The 18,450-nt window shown below is 63.7% G+C and carries 15 protein-coding genes and 1 tRNA gene; 13 read left to right on the top strand and 3 right to left on the bottom strand.

Annotated elements, in window-relative coordinates:
• Positions 1–4: 4 nt before the first annotated feature.
• The 12 genes from hisC (at position 5) to BAU07_RS17295 (ending at position 13,825) form a co-directional block, all read left to right on the top strand.
• Complete coding sequence (gene hisC / locus BAU07_RS17350) at positions 5–1,075, top strand: histidinol-phosphate transaminase (RefSeq protein ID WP_066660059.1); 1,071 nt, start codon at positions 5–7, stop codon at positions 1,073–1,075.
• A gap of 125 nt (positions 1,076–1,200) precedes the next feature.
• Complete coding sequence (gene hfq / locus BAU07_RS17345) at positions 1,201–1,437, top strand: RNA chaperone Hfq (RefSeq protein ID WP_057652584.1); 237 nt, start codon at positions 1,201–1,203, stop codon at positions 1,435–1,437.
• Between the two features lie 174 nt (positions 1,438–1,611).
• Positions 1,612–2,718, top strand: coding sequence for a GTPase HflX (hflX, locus tag BAU07_RS17340; RefSeq protein WP_066660049.1), 1,107 nt, complete (start codon positions 1,612–1,614; stop codon positions 2,716–2,718).
• Positions 2,684–3,976, top strand: coding sequence for an FtsH protease activity modulator HflK (gene hflK / locus BAU07_RS17335; RefSeq protein WP_066660040.1), 1,293 nt, complete (start codon positions 2,684–2,686; stop codon positions 3,974–3,976). Before hflX ends, hflK begins: the two co-directional genes overlap by 35 nt.
• 17 nt (positions 3,977–3,993) lie before the next feature.
• Complete coding sequence (gene hflC / locus BAU07_RS17330) at positions 3,994–4,944, top strand: protease modulator HflC (RefSeq protein WP_066660037.1); 951 nt, start codon at positions 3,994–3,996, stop codon at positions 4,942–4,944.
• 221 nt (positions 4,945–5,165) lie between these two features.
• Positions 5,166–6,323 carry an ATP phosphoribosyltransferase regulatory subunit gene (locus BAU07_RS17325; RefSeq protein WP_066660031.1) on the top strand — a complete coding sequence of 386 codons (1,158 nt, stop codon included), beginning with the start codon at positions 5,166–5,168 and terminating at the stop codon, positions 6,321–6,323.
• Between the two features lie 71 nt (positions 6,324–6,394).
• Positions 6,395–7,690 (top strand): adenylosuccinate synthase, encoded by a 1,296-nt coding sequence (locus BAU07_RS17320; protein ID WP_066660029.1) that lies wholly within the window; start codon positions 6,395–6,397, stop codon positions 7,688–7,690.
• A 12-nt stretch (positions 7,691–7,702) separates the two neighbouring features.
• Positions 7,703–8,245: a phosphoribosyltransferase gene (locus BAU07_RS17315; RefSeq protein WP_066660026.1), complete on the top strand. Its 543-nt coding sequence runs from the start codon at positions 7,703–7,705 to the stop codon at positions 8,243–8,245.
• Positions 8,246–8,398: 153 nt separating this feature from the next.
• Complete coding sequence (gene rpsU / locus BAU07_RS17310) at positions 8,399–8,611, top strand: 30S ribosomal protein S21 (RefSeq protein ID WP_006218592.1); 213 nt, start codon at positions 8,399–8,401, stop codon at positions 8,609–8,611.
• 13 nt (positions 8,612–8,624) lie between these two features.
• Complete coding sequence (dnaG, locus tag BAU07_RS17305) at positions 8,625–10,634, top strand: DNA primase (RefSeq protein WP_066660023.1); 2,010 nt, start codon at positions 8,625–8,627, stop codon at positions 10,632–10,634.
• 778 nt (positions 10,635–11,412) lie between these two features.
• The gene (gene rpoD / locus BAU07_RS17300; RefSeq protein WP_066660019.1) at positions 11,413–13,686 is read left to right on the top strand and encodes an RNA polymerase sigma factor RpoD; all 2,274 of its coding nucleotides are present in this window, start codon (positions 11,413–11,415) and stop codon (positions 13,684–13,686) included.
• A gap of 60 nt (positions 13,687–13,746) precedes the next feature.
• A tRNA-Ile gene (locus tag BAU07_RS17295) sits at positions 13,747–13,825 on the top strand.
• Between the two features lie 150 nt (positions 13,826–13,975).
• Here the strand turns inward: BAU07_RS17295 and BAU07_RS17290 are convergent.
• From BAU07_RS17290 to BAU07_RS17280, 3 genes are all read right to left on the bottom strand, one after another.
• Positions 13,976–14,806 (bottom strand): hypothetical protein, encoded by an 831-nt coding sequence (locus BAU07_RS17290; RefSeq protein WP_066660014.1) that lies wholly within the window; start codon positions 14,804–14,806, stop codon positions 13,976–13,978.
• A 247-nt stretch (positions 14,807–15,053) separates the two neighbouring features.
• The gene (locus tag BAU07_RS17285) at positions 15,054–16,172 is read right to left on the bottom strand and encodes a hypothetical protein (protein ID WP_066660011.1); all 1,119 of its coding nucleotides are present in this window, start codon (positions 16,170–16,172) and stop codon (positions 15,054–15,056) included.
• 150 nt (positions 16,173–16,322) lie between these two features.
• Positions 16,323–17,213, bottom strand: a complete 891-nt coding sequence (locus BAU07_RS17280) for an inositol polyphosphate kinase family protein (RefSeq protein ID WP_066660008.1) — start codon at positions 17,211–17,213, stop codon at positions 16,323–16,325.
• A 300-nt stretch (positions 17,214–17,513) separates the two neighbouring features.
• On the opposite strand from BAU07_RS17280, the gene BAU07_RS17275 reads away from it, so the two are divergent.
• A complete protein-coding gene (locus BAU07_RS17275; protein ID WP_066660005.1) occupies positions 17,514–18,434 on the top strand; it encodes a glycosyltransferase family 9 protein in 921 nt (306 codons plus the stop codon).
• Positions 18,435–18,450: the final 16 nt, after the last annotated feature.

Genomic DNA, 18,450 nt, shown 5'->3' with positions numbered 1-18,450 from the left:
ACGGATGAGCCGCTATTGGAGTCCCGTGGTCGCCGGGCTCAGCCCCTATGTGCCGGGGGAGCAGCCCAAGCTGGCCAATCTGGTCAAGCTCAACACCAATGAAAATCCCTTCGGGCCTTCGCCCAAGGCGCTGGCAGCGCTGAGGGAGGCTTGCGACGACACCTTGCGCCTGTATCCCGATCCGGGTTCCGATGTCCTGCGCCAGGCGATCGCCAGGCGCTTTGGCATCGCGCTGCCGCAGGTTTTCGTGGGCAACGGTTCCGACGAGGTGCTGGCCATCGCCTTCCAGGCCTTGCTCAAGCACGATGCGCCCTTGCGTTTTCCGGACATCACCTACAGTTTCTATCCGGTCTATTGCGGCTTGTACGGCGTACCCTACGAAGTCGTCCCGCTCACGGAAGACTTCCGCATCGATGTGCGGGATTACCTGCCCGGCGCACGGTCGCCGGCCGGCGCGATCCTGTTTCCCAACCCCAACGCGCCGACCGGCCGCGCCTTGCCCCGCGCCGATATCGAGCGCATCGTGGCGGCGAATCCCGACGCCGTCGTGGTCGTCGATGAAGCCTATGTGGACTTCGGCGCCGAGTCCGCGGTGCCGTTGATCGATCGGTACGAGAACCTGCTCGTCGTTCATACCTTGTCGAAGTCGCGCTCGCTGGCCGGGCTGCGCGTGGGCTTTGCGATGGGCAGCGCTGCACTCATCGAAGGCCTGGAGCGGGTCAAGAACAGCTTCAATTCCTACCCCGTCGACCGGCTCGCCGCCATCGGCGCGACGGCCGCCATCGAGGACGAGGCCTACTTCGAATTCACGCGTTCGGCCGTCGTGCAGACGCGCGAGGCGTTGGCCGCATCGCTCGGTACGCTGGGCTTCGACGTACTGCCTTCCGCCGCCAACTTCGTGCTGGCCAGGCACCCCGCCCGCGACGCCGCGGCATTGGCTGCTGCACTGCGGGAGCAAGGCATCATCGTGCGCCATTTCAGCCATCCGCGCATCGCGCAATTTCTGCGGATTTCGGTGGGAACCGCGGCCGAATGCGACACCCTGGTGCGCGCGCTGCGCACGATTTTGGTGTGAATTCTGGCGTGAACTTTTGGTGTCATTTCGCGTCACATCATTGAGTGGCACCGCCCGGGAAAACCCTGTAGAGTACAGATTTCGGCGTCTGCCACCAATCAAAACAACACCATGGAGCCTGGCCAATGAGCAATAAAGGGCAAACTCTGCAAGATCCGTTTTTGAACACGCTACGCAAGGATCACGTACCCGTGTCCATCTATCTCGTCAACGGAATCAAGCTACAGGGGCAGATCGAATCCTTCGACCAATACGTCGTGCTGCTGCGCAATACCGTGACCCAAATGGTCTACAAGCATGCCATCTCAACCGTGGTGCCGGCGCGTCCGGTCAACTTCCAGGTGGAAATTCCTGCTGAATAATCTTTCGACGGGCCGCTGCGGCCAACGTGCCGGCGGCGGTCCTGCCGGCCGTCCCGGCGGTCCTTGTTCCAGTCCGCTTCATGGCCTCTTGGGCTCCTGTGCCCGCCGCACCGTTCGTGTCGGCGGGCATTTTCACTGTGCGGCCGGAATGCCGGTACGCGCCGGGAGGTCCTCATGCGCGCGCTGATCATCAGTGTCGATCTGGGTAATCCCGATTTCGAAGCGCATGCGCAGGAATTCGCCATGCTCGCGCGCGGCGCCGGCGCCGAAATCGCGGACACGTTGCTGGCGCGGCGCGACCGTCCGGACGCCAAATACTTCATCGGTTCCGGCAAGGTCGAAGAGGCCGTGCTGCTGGCGAAGGCCCATGATGTCGACATCGTCCTGTTCGACCACCCGCTTTCGCCTGCGCAGCAGCGCAACCTCGAGCGCGAATTCAACCTGCGCGTGGTCGACCGTGTCGCGCTGATTCTCGACATCTTCGCGCTGCGTGCCAAGAGCCACGAGGGCAAGCTGCAGGTCGAGCTGGCCCAGCTGCAGCACCTGACCACCCGGCTGACCCGTATGTGGACCCACCTTGAGCGCCAGCGCGGCGGTATCGGCATGCGCGGGCCCGGCGAGTCGCAGCTGGAAATGGACCGCCGCATGATCGGCGCGCGCGTCAAGCTGTTGCGCGAGCGCCTGGACCGGGTCGAGCGCCAACGCGTTACCCAGCGCCGTTCGCGCGCGCGCGGAGGTGCGCTTTCCGTATCCCTGGTGGGCTATACCAACGCCGGCAAGTCCAGCCTGTTCAACGCGCTGACGCGGGCCGGCGCCTACGCTGCGGACCAACTCTTCGCAACGCTGGACACCACCACGCGCCGGATCTGGATCGAAGGCGCCGGTCCGGTCGTCATCTCCGATACGGTCGGGTTCATCCGCGACCTGCCTCCGACGCTGATCGCCGCATTCCGCGCGACCCTCGAAGAAACCGTGCAGGCCGACCTGCTGCTGCACGTCGTCGACGCCGCCAGCCCGCAACGCGACGAACAGATACTCGAAGTCCAGAAAGTTCTCGGCGAGATCGGTGCGGGGAACATCCCCGTCATCATGGTCTACAACAAGATAGACCTGGTGGGATTGCCCCCCAGGGTTGAGCACAACGCGCATGGTACGATTGCGCGGGTGTTTGTAAGCGCCGCCGAGCGCGCCGGGCTGGATGCGTTGCGCGCGGCAATCGCACAGACTGGTCAGATTGCGGGAAATAATGCGTCGAATATCCAAACTGTTCAATCTGAATGACCCGGGTTGGGGTCGCGGTAATCAAAATGGATCGGAGCCGCCTCGGCGCCCGAAAGGCGGGGGCGATGGCCCTCCCGATCTGGACGAGGTATGGCGCGACTTCAATAATCGCATCGCGGCGCTGTTCGGTCGAAAAGGCAACCAGGGTGGCCGCAATGACGGCACGGGCGGCGGCGGGGGATCCGGCGGCCGGCACGCCCGCATCGGCGCGGGCCTGATTGCCGTCATCCTGGTCGCGTTGTGGCTGGCCAGCGGCTTCTACATCGTCCAGGAAGGCCAGGTCGCCGTGGTCACGCAGTTCGGCAAGTACGAAAAGACTGCGCAGGCCGGCTTCCAATGGCGTCTGCCTTATCCCATCCAGAACCAGGAAATCGTCAATATTTCCCAACTGCGCACATTCGAGGTCGGCTTCCGCGGCAGCTCGCGCAACAAGGTCCTGCCGGAAGCGCTCATGCTGACGACGGACGAGAACATCGTCGACATGCAGTTCGTGGTGCAGTACCGGTTGCGCGCGGACGGCGCGCCCGATTACCTGTTCCGCACCCGCGATCCGGACGAGGCCGTACGCCAGGCGGCCGAGACATCCATGCGCGAGGTCGTGGGCAAGCAGCCCATGGATTATGTGCTGTACGAAGGCCGCACCAACGTCGCGACCCAGGTCCAGGACTTGATGCAGCAGATCCTGGATCGCTACCACACGGGCATCCAGGTCAGCACCGTGGCCATCCAGAACGTGCAGCCGCCCGAGCAGGTGCAGGCCGCGTTCGACGACGCCGTCAAGGCCGGGCAGGATCGCGAACGCCAGATCAACGAAGGCGAGGCCTACGCCAACCAGGTCGTGCCGCTGGCGGCCGGCCAGGCCTCCCGCATGACGGAGGACGCCGAAGGCTACAAGGCCAAGGTGGTCGGCGACGCGCAGGGTAATACCGCGCGCTTCACCAGCATCGTCAATGAATATCGCAAGGCCCCCGCGGTCATGCGCGAGCGCATGTATCTGGAAACCATGGAGGAGATCTTCTCCCGTGCCAGCAAGGTCATGATCGACACCCGGGGTGGCAACAATGTCATGTACCTGCCCCTGGACAAGATCATGCAGCAGGCCGCGCAGGAAGCCGGCAAGCCGCCGGCACCGGGCAGCCTCAGCCTGCCCGGCGCCAGCCAACCGACCATCCCGCAACCGCCTCGGCCCACTGGGCAGCCATCCGGCAATACCGGCAGCGGCAGCAACACGCTGTCTCGCGACCGCTTGTCGCGCTAACCGGAGGAGCCCTGATCATGCAACGTTTACTGCCTATCCTGGTCGGACTACTCATCGTCCTGGCCGCCTTGTCTTCCTGCGTCTTCATCGTGCGCGAGCGTGACTACGCCCTGGTGTTCTCGCTGGGCGAAGTGCGCAAGGTCATCAGCGAGCCGGGCCTTTATTTCAAGGCGCCGCCGCCGTTCCAGAACGTCGTGACGCTGGACAAGCGCATCCTTACCATCGAGTCGACGGATGCCGAGCGCATCCAGACCGCGGAAAAGAAGAACCTGCTGATCGATTCGTACGTCAAGTGGCGTATCGCCGATCCGCGGCTGTACTACGTGACCTTCGGCGGCAACGAACGCGCCGCGCAGGAGCGCCTGCAGGCGCAGATCCGCGATGCCTTGAACGCCGCCGTGAATGTGCGGACTGTCAAGGACGTGGTATCTGCCGAGCGCGAGAAGGTCATGACGGAAATACTGACCAACGTGGCCAAGCGCGCGACGCCTCTCGGCGTGCAGATCGTCGACGTGCGGCTGCGCCGCATCGAGTTCGCGCCCGAGATTTCCGAGTCCGTCTATCGCCGCATGGAGGCGGAGCGCAAGCGCGTGGCCAACGAACTGCGGTCCATCGGCGCGGCCGAAGGCGAAAAGATCCGCGCCGAAGCCGATCGGAAGCGCGAGGAAATCATGGCCACGGCCTATGCCAAGGCCCAGGCCATCATGGGTGAGGGCGACGCCAGCGCCAGCAGCATCTATGCCGAGGCCTACGGCAAGGATCCGGTCTTCTACACCTTCTACAAGAGCCTGGAAGCCTATCGTTCCTCGTTCGCCAAGCTGGGCGACGTACTGGTGGTCGACCCCAGCTCGGAGTTCTTCCAGTTCTTCAAGTCTTCGGTCGGCGTGCCGGGCGCGCCCAGCGGCACGCTGGGCGGTATCCCCGGCAGCACCTCGGCGGGCAGCCCGCCGCCTGACACGCGGAAATAGGAACCCATGCGGCGCGGGGCCGCATGGGCTGGCGGCAAGCCCTGAACCATGTACAATACCCCGTAAGCTTTAAAACATTCCGCAGCGGCTGAGCGGGCTTACGCCCCTCAGCCGCTTTTCGTTTGGCTGTCGTTCGGGTATTCACGTTCGGCTGTTCGCGTCCGGGTGCCTTCCGGCACGGCGCACGTATTTTGATTAGGCTTCATCAGGTAACTAACATCATGGGCAACTGGCTGCTGCCCGAGAGCCTGGCGGACATCCTGCCCGCCGAGGCCCGGCGCATCGAGGAATTGCGCCGCGAACTGCTCGATCTGTACCGCACCTACGGTTTCGAGCTGGTCGCGCCGCCCTTGGTCGAATACATCGATTCGCTACTGTCCGGTACCGGCACGGACCTGGACCTGCGTACTTGCAAGCTGATCGACCAGCTTTCCGGGCGCACCCTCGGAGTCAGGGCCGACATGACGCCGCAGGTATCGCGCATCGACGCGCACCTGCTCAACCGAGCCGGCGTTACCCGCCTGTGCTATTGCGGCACAGTGTTGCACGCGCGTCCGGCGGACTTGCTGTCCGGCCGCGAGCAGTTGCAGATCGGGGCCGAGATCTACGGGCACGCGGGCGTCGAGGCGGATATCGAAATCATCCGCCTTGTCCTGGATACCATGGCCACCGCCGGCGTGCGCAACCCGCGGCTGGATCTCTGCCATCCGGGCGTGGTGCGCGCGATCATCAATTCGGATCCGGCCGGGCCGGCGCATGCCGAACAAATCCATACGCTGCTGCGCGACAAGGACGTGCCCGGGCTGGGCGACCTCGGCCAGCGTGCAGACGGCCCCCGCGCCGAGACCATACAGGCGCTGCGCACGCTGACTGCGCTCTATGGCGATGCCGCCACGCTGGCGCGGGCGCGCCGCGAACTGCCGGCCTTGCCTGGCATCGCGCAGGCGCTGGACGCGCTCGAGGCCTTGCTCGAGGCTTTGCCGGAGTTGCGCGCCGGCATCGATCTTGCCGACGTGCGTGGCTATGGCTACCACTCCGGTGTCACGTTTTCGCTGTACGCCGAGGGCTGGCACGATGCGCTGGTCAGCGGCGGTCGCTACGACGATGTCAGCCGCGCCTTCGGGCGTGCCCGGCCGGCGACCGGCTTCAGCCTGGATCTGCGCAAGCTGGCCGCCGGACTGCCGCCTGCCGAACCCTCACGCGCCGTACGGGCGCCCTGGGGGCGGGACCCTGCCTTGGTCGCCGCAGTGCGGGATCTGCGCCAGGCAGGGGAGATCGTCGTGCAGGTCCTGCCGGGCCACGAACACGACCAGGACGAATTCGTGTGCGACCGCGAACTGGTCCAGCACGATGGCGGCTGGACGGTGCGCAAACTTTGAACCATCCCCTCTCGGCGAGAGAGGGCCTGGGAATCGGTGGGTTCCCGCGAAACTCGACATTCAATTCGATCATGAGCAAGAACGTAGTCATCATCGGCACCCAGTGGGGTGACGAAGGCAAAGGCAAGATCGTCGACTGGCTGGCGGAATCCGTCCACGGCGTCGTTCGGTTCCAGGGTGGGCACAACGCCGGTCACACGCTGTGGATCAATGGCAGGAAGACCATCCTGCGCCTGATCCCGTCGGGCATCATGCATCCCGGTGTCACTTGCTACATCGGCAACGGTGTGGTGCTGTCGCCGGAGGCGCTGCTCAAGGAGATCGAGGAACTGGAGGCCGCGGGCCTGGATGTGCGCTCGCGTCTGCAGATCTCCGAAATCTGTCCCCTGATCCTGCCGTATCACGTCGCCATAGACCAGGCGCGCGAGAGCCGCCGCGGAGAGTCCAAGATCGGTACTACCGGCCGCGGTATCGGCCCGGCCTATGAAGACAAGGTTGGCCGCCGCGCCCTGCGTGTGCAGGACCTGTTCGACCCCGAGGTGTTCGACCAGAAACTGGACGAGCTGCTCGACTACCACAACTTCGTATTGACCAAATACCTGGGCGCGGAAGCTGTTTCCGCCAACGAGGTGCGCGACCAGGCCATGGCCCTGGCGCCGGCTATCGCCCCGATGGTGCAGGATGTTTCGAGCAATCTCTTCGCCGCGCAGAAGGCGGGCAAGCGGCTGTTGTTCGAAGGCGCACAGGGAGCGCTGCTGGACGTCGACCATGGCACTTATCCCTTCGTCACCAGCAGCAATTGCGTGGCAGGTGCGGCCTCCGCTGGCGCCGGTGTCGGTCCGCAGTCGCTGGACTATGTGCTGGGCATTACCAAGGCCTATACCACCCGTGTGGGTTCCGGCCCGTTCCCGACCGAGCTGGCCGACGAAATAGGCGCCCGGCTGGCCAACGTCGGCAAGGAATTCGGTTCCGTCACGGGCCGGCCGCGTCGCTGCGGCTGGTTCGACGGCGCCGCACTCAAGCGTTCCGTGCGCTTGAACGGCATCACGGGCCTGTGCATCACCAAGCTGGATGTGCTGGACGGACTGGAAACCATCCGTCTTGGAGTCGGGTACCGAGTCAATGGCGAATTCCGCGATGTGCTGCCTTACGGCGCCTGCGCGGTCGCCAAGGCCGAACCGGTCTTCGAGGAATTGCCGGGCTGGTCCGAGTCCACCGTCGGCATCACCGACTACGACAAGTTGCCGGCGGCGGCCCGTACCTACCTGGAACGCGTGGCCCAGGTGTGCGAAGTACCCATCGACCTGGTTTCTACCGGCCCGGACCGCAATGAAACCATCGTGCTCCGGCATCCGCTGAAGGGATAGGAGCGGCGTCCCATGACTTTGCCTCCCAGTACAGATAAAGACCTCTGGGTCAGTTGGGACGAATACCACCGCCTTATCGAGCAACTGGCGTTGCGCGTGTACCGGTCGGGTTGGGCGTTCGATCAGATTCTCTGCCTGGCGCGGGGCGGCGTACGGGTCGGGGACATTCTTTCGCGCATTTTCGACGTGCCGCTGGGCATATTGGCCACCAGCAGCTATCGCGAGGCGGCAGGGACGAAGCAGGGCGAACTGGACATCGCCCAGTTCATCACCATTACGCGGGGCACCCTCTCGGGGCGCGTGCTGCTGGTGGACGACATGGTCGATACCGGGCTGACCTTCAACCGGGTGTTGGAGCATCTGCGGCAGCAATTTCCCGCCATCACGGAGCTCCGCAGCGCGGTGCTGTGGTGGAAGGGCCACGCCAAGGTCGCGCCCGACTATTACGTGGACAAACTGCTCAGCAATCCGTGGATCCACCAGCCGTTCGAGGACTACGACAGCCTGCGGCCGCACCAACTGGAAGCCTGGGCAAGGAAAGGCTCGACGGGTTGATTCCCGCCGTGCTAAAATTTCCGGTTACCACTGACCGATCCATGGGGCGTCGCGCTCATATGTGCGTGTTGCATATGTGTTTTGTGCGCGGTTATCCATGGGCTTGACGGATTCATGGCAATTGCCATGAACCGAACTCTCTAACTGAAGCCTATGCCTATTGTTCGCCTGAAGGAAAACGAACCGTTTGAAGCCGCGCTGCGCCGCTTCAAGCGCACCATCGAAAAAACGGGTCTTCTGACCGAACTGCGTTCGCGCGAGTTCTACGAGAAGCCCACGGCCGAGCGCAAGCGCAAGCACGCCGCCGCGGTGAAGCGCCACTACAAACGGATTCGTAGCCAGCAGCTGCCCCCCCGCCTGTATTGATTCCTGAATCGTATTGATTCCTGAGTCATTCATACAGGAACTACTCGCCCGAGTCGACGTCGTCGATGTGGTCGGGCGTTACGTGCAGCTGCGCAAGGGTGGAGCCAATCTACTTGGCTTGTGCCCTTTTCATAACGAAAAAAGTCCTTCCTTCACGGTCAGCCCCACGAAGCAGTTCTATCACTGTTTCGGATGTGGGGCCCACGGCAGCGCCATTACGTTCCTGATGGAACATACCGGCGCCAGCTTCCCCGAAGCGGTGCGGACCTTGGCGGGCTCGGCGGGCATGCCGGTTCCTGACGAGGACCGCAGCCCGCGCCAGCGCGCGGAATCGGCGCGGCGCAAGGAAGAGGTCTCCCGTCATACCCAGGTGCTGGAAGCGGCCCAGGGCTACTACCTGAAGCAGTTGCGGGCCTCGGCGCCCGCCATTCGCTACCTGAAGCAGCGTGGCCTTACAGGTGAGGTCGCCCGTCATTTCGGGCTGGGGTGGTCCGGCGGCGATCGCCAGGGGCTGGCCCAGGTATTCAGCCGCTATGACGATCCGGTGCTGGTGGAAGCCGGTTTGGTCATCGAGGCGGACGACGGCCGGCGCTACGACCGTTTCCGGGAGCGCGTCATGTTCCCCATCCGTAATGGGCGCGGCGTGCTGATCGGTTTCGGCGGGCGCATCATCGGCAAGGGCGAGCCCAAGTACCTGAACTCTCCCGAAACCCCGATCTTCTCCAAGGGGCAGGAGCTCTACGGCTTGTGGGAGGCACGGCAGGCCATACGGACCGAAGGCCAGGTCATTGTGGTCGAAGGTTATATGGACGTGGTGGGCCTTGCGCAACTCGGCATCGGCAATGCCGTGGCCACGCTGGGAACCTCCACCACCCCGGATCATGTAAAGAAGCTGCTGCGCGCCAGCGACCGTGTCGTGTTCAGCTTCGACGGCGACAAGGCGGGCCGGCGTGCCGCCTGGCGCGCGCTGCAGGCTTGCCTGCCGGTGCTGCGCGACGACATCAACCTGCGCTTCCTGTTCCTGCCGGCCGAGCATGATCCCGACTCCTATGTGCGCGAATTCGGAGCAGAGGCCTTCCGCGCCAGCCTGGGGGAGGCCGCCGCCTTGTCGCGCTTCCTGCTCGACGAACTGGCCTCCCGCCACAACCTGGCGGAGGCGGAAGGTCGCGCGGCCTGCATGCATGAAGCCCGCCCCTTGCTGGGCGCAGTCCCGGCGTGCGGGCTGAAGACGCAGATTGAACGGGAATTGGGCAAGCTGGTGCAGCTCACGCCGGAAGAGGTAGCCCAGGCACTGGCACAGCCAGCGGCAGTCGTTTTTCCGGCGCCGGTAGCCTCCAGCGCACGGGCGCCCGGTGCGGCCGCGTCCCCCGGTCAGCAAGAGGTGCCCGCGCCGTGGGATACGGGCGTCCCGGACGACTCCGAGGTCCCTCCCGACTTCGCCTACGACCCGATTCCGGACGGCGGCCCGCCGCCGTCCTGGGGTGGTGGCAAGCCGCAGAAGGAAAAGTGGGGGCGGTCGAAGTCCGGTCGCGACGGAAAATGGGGACGCCGACAGGACGACGTGGGCGGGGTCATCGCGCCTCGGCGGCCGGTGCCCACGCTGGCACGTCGTCTGCTGCGATTGCTGCTGTCCCATCCGGAATTGGTGGACACCATGGGCGACCAACAGCTTGAAGTATTGGACCGAGGGCCCCATCTGGGTATGGTCCGAGATTTGATCGTACTGGCTCAGCGCAGCGGCGCCCGGCACCTGGGTGCTCTACTGGAAGCGGCGGAGCCCGAATCGGACATCGAACTGGTATTGCGCAGCATGAGTGCGGATCTCCTGGGGGAGGAAGAGCTACCCGATCCCCAGGCGGAATGGGACGATGCGCTGCATCGAATCGAATTCGATGCCATCAAGGGCGAAATGGCGGAGCTGGTGCAATCCGGCCTGCGGGGAGACCAGGAGCGCGAGCGATACCAGGAACTTTCCAGGCGTCTCGCAGCAATTAAGCATGCCGGAACCGGCTCAATGGGTTAAAATCAAGGGTTTTCCTGGCTCCGTGCTGCCGTATGCACAGAACCTACATGGCGTGTAGTGGTCTAAGACGTACTGGTCTGAGGCTGAGACGTAGTGGGCTGAGACGTAGTAGTGGGCGTAGTGGACTGAGCCCGCAGTCGGGCAGTGGCCTAAGGGCGGCAGCCCGCCAGGGATGATACCGGATGCACGGGAACGTCGTCGGCACAGTTTATACGGAAGGTAGCCGCCTTGATCCATGTGGCGGCGCAAAGCGAAGTAAAGATCGTAAGTAAGTAAAAAGTCGGCATGCGGATCCGGAAATTCGGGCGCATGGCGGCAACAGCATTACCGCGTGGCTGTCCTCACGCCCGAACGCCGATGGCCGCGTATGCTGCCGACCGCGCCGGCGCGGTCCGGTGCAGTGGGCGCGGCGGGCAGTAAATGCAGTGGCCCGGACTCTTGCGGGCCAGGCAGTAAGGAGTAGCAGCAGCACCAGTTGACCGGCAGGGCGGACCCGCAGTACCGCACCGTCGGCCGGCGGTTGGAAGGAAGTTGCGGCAGATGTGCCGGAGAATCGCGCGTAGAAATGACATGCTGCAAGGTGCCATATCGATGGCCAGCAGCGCCGCCCTTCAGGGCCATTCCCGCGATATCCGATCGTTTACGTGGCGTACCGACCGATCAGAAAACACTGTCTACAGTTTTAAAGTGCGCGTCTTGACTCGGACCGGGGCAGAAGCTCCGGCCGTCGATAGCGGTGCGGCGGGCCAGGCGGCCTGCAACGACCACGGAAGCGACTATGAACAAATCCATCGGCAAAACCTCCTCTGCAGTTGAATTGGGCGACGAAGCCAAAACGGCGAAGCGCGCCGCTAGCAAGGCGGCGGAAAAGACATCGGCCAAAGCGGCCGTCAAGGTTGCGCCCAAGTCCGCTGCCGTGAAGCCGACCGCGGCGAAAAAGCCGGTCAAGGCCGCAGCGGAAACGCCGGAGAAGGTCGCCAAGGCGGCCGCGAAGGCGAAGAAGGCGGAAGACAAGCTGGCCGAACTGGTCGGCCGTCCCGGCCCCGTGCCCAGCGGCCGTCGTCCGGGCCGTCCCGCCAAGAACCAGAACAACGACAATCCCGATTTCGACGACGCCGGCGACGGTGAAGGCGAAGTCTTGCCTGAACTGAAGCCTGTGAAGCGCGGCGGCAAGCGCGGCAAGGGCGATCCCAAGGATCTGATCGCCCGTGGTCCCGTCACCCCGGAAGAATACGAAGCCCGCCGCAATCGGCTCAAGCAGCTCATCAAGCTGGGCAAGGACCGCGGCTACCTGACGTACGGCGAGATCAACGATCATCTGCCGGACGACCTGGTCGACGCGGAAGCCATCGACGGCATCATCAGTACGTTCAGCGACATGGGCATCGCGGTCTATGACCAGGCGCCCGACGCGGAAACCCTGTTGATGAGCGAAAACGCGCCCGTCGCGTCCAACGACGATGACGTCGAGGACGAGGCCGAGGCCGCTCTCACCACGGTGGATTCCGATTTCGGCCGCACCACCGACCCGGTGCGCATGTATATGCGCGAAATGGGATCGGTCGAGCTGCTGACGCGCGAAGGCGAAATCGAAATCGCCAAGCGCATCGAAGATGGCCTGAAGCACATGGTCATGGCCATCTCGGCCTGCCCGACGACCATCAACGAAATCCTGGCGCATGTCACCCGTGTCCGGGAGAGCCAGGCGCAGATCGACGAGGTGGTGGACGGTCTGGTCGACCCGGAAGACGGCGAGGAATACGCCGGTGCGGGTGTGACCGCCGAAGAGGACGAGAACGACGACGGCCCTGCCGGCGGCATGAGCAGCAAGCAGTTGGAAGACCTGCGCGTGAAGGCCCTGGCCAAGTTCGACGAGGTGAGCAAGCATTTCGACAAGATGCGCGCCTCCTACGAGCACGAAGGCTACCGGTCCGCCGGTTACCTGAAGGCCCAGGAAGCCATCCAGAATGAACTGATGGGCATCCGCTTCACCGCCAAAATGGTGGAACGCCTGGCCGACACCCTGCGCAACCAGGTCGAGGAAGTGCGCCAGCTGGAACGCGCCGTCCTGCACACCTGCGTGGACCGCGCCGGCATGCCGCGTTCGCATTTCATCAAGGTGTTCCCGGGCAACGAAACCAACCTGAACTGGGTGGTGGAAGAAGTCGCCGCGGGCCATCCGTATGCTGAAACGCTGGAACGCCAGGTGCCGGCCGTGCAGGAATTGCAGCAAAAGCTGATCGACCTGCAGTCGCGTGTCGTCCTGCCGCTGAAGGACCTGAAGGAAGTCAACAAGCGCATGGCCACCGGCGAAGCCAAGGCCCGCAAGGCCAAGCGTGAAATGACCGAGGCCAACCTGCGTCTGGTGATCTCCATCGCCAAGAAGTACACCAACCGTGGTTTGCAGTTCCTGGATCTCATCCAGGAAGGCAACATCGGTTTGATGAAGGCCGTGGACAAGTTCGAATACCGACGCGGCTACAAGTTCTCCACGTATGCGACGTGGTGGATCCGCCAGGCCATTACGCGGTCCATCGCCGACCAGGCGCGGACCATCCGTATCCCGGTTCACATGATCGAGACGATCAACAAGATGAACCGGATCAGCCGCCAGATCCTGCAGGAAACGGGCGCCGAGCCTGATCCGGCGACGCTGGCGCAGAAGATGGACATGCCGGAAGACAAGATCCGCAAGATCCTGAAGATCGCCAAGGAACCGATCTCCATGGAAACGCCCATCGGTGACGACGACGACTCGCACCTGGGCGATTTCATCGAGGATACGGCCACGCTGGCGCCTTCCGACGCGGCCCTGCACGGCTCCATGCGCGACGTGGTGAAAGAAGTGCTAGACTCGCTGACTCCGCGCGAGGCGAAAGTCTTGCGCATGCGCTTCGGTATCGAAATGAGCACCGACCAGACGCTGGAAGAAGTCGGCAAGCAGTTCGACGTCACCCGCGAACGGATCCGCCAGATCGAAGCCAAGGCGTTGCGCAAGCTGCGCCATCCGAGCCGTGCCGACAAGCTGAAGAGTTTCCTCGAAGGCCAGTAAGGCGCGCCGCAAAGGTGAAAATCCGGCCGTGAATACGGCCGGAGCCGGTTGAAAAACCAAGGGCCTCTAGCTCATGCCTGGTTAGAGCAGCGGACTCATAATCCGTTGGTGCCGAGTTCGACTCTCGGGGGGCCTACCAAAAACTTGTATGCCTATACTCACGCCGCTTTCAAAGCGGCGTTTCTTTTGCGTGTCGGGCATGGGTCATGCACGGCCGCGGCCCACAAGGGTGGCGGCAACGGACTGCGGGTCCGTTGCGGTTCTTCGTTGCCCGTGCTCGCGGCGTGCCTCAGCACCCACCATGTCCATGATGATGGCCATGCTTGTGGTCGGGATCGGCTCCAGACTCGTCAGGTATCGTGGCAGGATTCAGGCGGGTGGCCGCGTCGATGGGATAGCTTGCATAACTGGGCCATAGCTGGTTCGGCGCAGCGTCTTTGCTCGTGGATTGATAGAACATCACTTTATAGTCGCTGGCGGACGAAATTTGCGCGTTCTGTTTCTGGGTGACGAACAAGGTCGACTCCCATGTCTGGCTGTCGGGCGGGTAGACATACGCTGCGGCGGCGGTGATGTCGGCGCCTGAGACCGGCCATCCGGCTTGGGTCTCCGTACCCGTGGTCAGCAAGGAGACCTTGCTGCCCTGTCCAGGTTCCACCGATTGCCCCGAGGCATACTGCCCGTTCTTGAGCAAGAAAAGTTGGGTGGCCACATTCGGATCCCTGGACCTGCCCACGACAGCGCCGTCGATGTCTTGCGCGAACAGGGGCGGCACATCGTAGTAGTCCGTTATGAGGCCGAATTCCCACGTATTGTCATTGCAGTTTTGAATCGCGCAGCTGTCGCCTTTGAAGAAAACCAGCTTGCTGGATTTTTCTTCGTAGTAGACCGCGTCAACGCCTGTGGCAAATGTGTTGCCTTCACCGTCTCCCTCGCCAGCGGCGCCGCCGCCCGGTGCGTAGTCGGCCAGTCGCGGCCATGTCCGCGCTATCGGCGTGGGTCGCTGGAAAACGTCCCGGGGCCCGTTGATGCCGTAGTCGTCAACGACGACATATTTTTCACCGCAGAAGAGATACAACAATGTCTGGTCGTTCGTCGATGCGCTGTCCGTGGTTGCCATGGCCGGCTCCTTGCTGGTGGTGGGAAAAGAACGAACCAGGCCAGTCTATTGGCGGGCATCCTGCGCGCCTTTCAAAACCCTGGCGAGTTGTTTTGATATGCTGACTTCCCACATGTCGGTGGGCCAGCGCCGACCTGCAGCGCCGGGTCCGCCGCCGCAGTCACGGCGCCTGCCCCAGCGCCGCGCTCGGCGATCATCTGTGCATCCTCGGCGAGGCGTCGACGCGTGCCGAACGGCTTGGGGCCTCCTAGTGCCCTGAGCCGCCTTCGAGGCCGCCTCCGGAGCGATCCCCGCGCGACCTGTCGCCATCAGCGTGTTTGCCGGAGCAGCCTCCACATCCTTTGTGGCCGTCGTTGCCGCACCCGCTCGGGTAAGGGTGCTTCGGCCAGGACGAGGGCGGGTAGCATGCGTCGACCACTTTATTGAGCAATGCAGTCATATTGCAGATGGTCTGGAGTATGGCGGGAAGCTGGCAGCACAACGAATGTCCCGTGCCGTCATGCGGTTTACCGGAATGTGGATTATTGGAATCCGGACCGCCGGAGTGCGGATCGCCGGAATCCGGACCGCCGGAGTGCGGATCCCCGGAGCCGTGACGGCACATGCTGGGATCCAGCCGTACAGCCGCATCGATGGGCGCGCCGTTGAAGCTGGGCCATAGCTCATTCGGCCGAGCATCTTTCTGTGTGGATGTATAGAACATGACTTGGTAGTCACCGGGAGACTGGCTGCCTTCGTGATGGGTGAGGAACAGGGTCGACTCCCATACCTGACTGCCGGGCGGGTACACGTACTCTGCCGCGACGGTGGTGTCGTCGTCCGTGGGGACGGGCCAGCCGGCCTGTGTCTTCGTAGACGAGTACGTCAAGGGCATCGGGTGGCCCTTCTGGGGGGGCTTCGATGGTCCTGCCGCATACTGTCCTTTCTTGATCAGGAAAAGATCGCCGGCCACATTGGGGTTGCTCGATCTTCCTACGACGGCGCCATCAATGCCGTCTGCAAACGACACCGTCGCACTGCTCCCTGCGACTTGGTAGTAGTCCGTTATGAGCCCGCTTTCCCACGTCGGCTCCTGGCCAAGGGAGTAGTCGGCAACTACGCAGCTTGCGCCCTTGAAGAAAACAAGCCGCTTGGAAGTCGTCTCGTAGTAGACGGCGTCCAGGTCGGACGCGAATGTGCCGCGTGCTGCGCCATCCCCGGCCGGCGCGGCGGTATGCCTTTTGAGTTCCGGCCAGGTCTCCGTGATGCGGATCGGCCCCGCATATACATCGCGCGCGTGGTAGTCATCGATGACGTAATAATTACTACCGCAGAACAGAAACAACATTGTCGAATCTTTCGTCGATGCGTTGTTCGTGGTCGCCATGGTCGGCTCCTGTTGGGATGGTACAGCGGGGTTACGCCAGTTTATGGATGCCCCGTCCCGGACCGGTTTTAAAACCGTGCGACATTGTTTTGATTGCGCGCGCAGCAGCTTTCGCGCGGCGAGACCGCGATGACCCAAGACCTCGCGCCCTCAGGCACGACCGCGAGGATGCGGCGGCGTGTTGCGCGAGCCGTTGATCGCGAACCAATCGATAAGGTGGCACATGCCCTCGTCCAGGCGCTGCTTGACCTTGAGGTAATACGTGTGCGGCCACGCGGCATCCAATACCGGGTGGGCGAGATCGATAAGCTTTACCTGCGTTCTGGCTGGATTGTCGACGTCGATCGCGATAAAGATGCTGCTTCCGATAAACCCGACGCGGGCGGTCTGCAGCTCGCTGCGCACGCTGGCGAGCAGCGCAACGATGGTCCTTATGGTGGCGTCCCGGTCCTTGACCTCAGCCAGTGCCATCGTCAGGCCCGCGTCGGTATATTCGCTGCGGTGTAGCAGGTCCGCCTGGATCTTGCGCCCTCGCACCTTGACGCCCTCCACACGGAATCCGCGGCTCGACCCGTGCAGTGCGCGCGATCCGGTGTAGTAATCCATTGCCGTGTGCTTGATCTTTTTCCACGTCGGATGAGGATGGCCCGCGCGCATCAGCTCGTGCCGCGAGGCCGTGGATTGGCCGATCTTCAGATCGATCTCGATCTTCCTGTGCTCGGGAATATCCGCCCCGATCCTTCCGAAGACGATAACGCGTTCGTTGAGCCGGGCCGATTTCAAGAGCGCTGAAACGCGGATCAGGTCGCTCGAGTTCAGGCCCTGGGTCTGCGCCCAGGCATCGCGCCAGACCGCCAATACGTCCTGGCATAGTGCGCCCTGCAATTGCGGGCCGAATCGTTCATAGGCTTCGGCTTCGGACACGGTGGTCCGTTTGGCCAGGCGGGTATCGGACAGAACCGCAAACGACTGTGCGTGCCCGGCTGCCCCGCCTCCCCTGGTTGGATCTTTGCTGTTCACCTGGGTATTCCTGGTTTTCATGGCCACATCATCGTCCCGGAGGATAGAAGAGCCAGGTTTGGCCCACAGCCAGAAAGATCTGAGTTCATTCAGCAGAAATTAAGGTGATGGCGGTCGCGCTGGCGTGTCTGGCGCCACGCGGGTTTGCCGGACGCGGGCTTCAATAGCGGCAATGCGCGCGCCACCCGGGCATTCGGGATGGTCAGTGCGGGGTTCACCGGGCGCCGCCGTGGCGTCGCGGCGGGCGAATTTTGAGGGTAAGCTTGCGGACCGTTGATACCGGTGCAGACGCACCGGGTTCGTCTCGCCGGCCGCATTCACATGACTGACTTCCATTCCGCCCGCCGTATCGCATTGGTGCTGTCCGCGCGCCTGGGCGATTCCCTGCTGATGATGTCGCTCGCCAATAACCTGGCGCGCGGCGGGCGGGACGTGGCGGTATTCAGCGCGCAGATAAGCAGGCTGGCGCGATGGTGTCCGGACCTGGATATCCGTCCCGTGCCGACCGTCGATCCAGCGGCCGAGTTGGGCGAGTTCGATGTGGTGGTCCAGATGCATGCCGACCGCCCCTTGCCGCGTGCGGCCATCCAGGAAGACAGGTTTGCCTGTTTCGACGAGTGGCGTGCGCGGGCGGCGGCCCGCTTGCGGGAACACGGGCGGCCCGCGCTGGTGGGCGAGCTCGCACTCTACGCGCGCGACGTATTCGGCGTGGCGGCCTGGGATGACTCGAACGGCCTGGTAGCGCCGCAGGGCCTGCGCCATCGCATGCATCGGCAGCGCGTCGTCATCCACCCGACCGCGGGTTCGCCCGATGGCTGCTGGCCGCGTGCCAAGTATGAAAAGCTGGCCCAGGCGCTCGCGCGCCGGGGGCTGCAGCCCGAATTCGTCGTGGAGCAGCACGAGCGCGCGGCATGGCTGGATGGGGCGGACCCGCATGCATTCCGCTTCGTCGACGCCGCGTCGCTCGACGCATTGGCCGCTTACCTGTACGAATCGGGATGGTTCATCGGTTCGGATTCGGGGGTGGGGCATTTGGCGTCCACCTGCGGCATACCGACCGTGACGATCACCGAGCGCTTGCGCAATATGCGCCGATGGAAACCCGCCTGGGCCGAAGCCGAGGTCGTGCGGCCGCTATGGTTGCCGGGCAACGCACTGCGGCGCCGTTACTGGCGCGCCGCCACGACGGTGCGGCGCGTGCTGCGGGCCTTCGACGCGCTGCGTGCGCGGGTGGGCGGATAGCCTGCATGTGCACGTG

Source organism: Bordetella flabilis (assembly GCF_001676725.1).
Taxonomy (GTDB): Bacteria; Pseudomonadota; Gammaproteobacteria; order Burkholderiales; family Burkholderiaceae_B; genus Bordetella_C; species Bordetella_C flabilis.
This window is presented reverse-complemented; position numbering and strand designations above follow the sequence as displayed.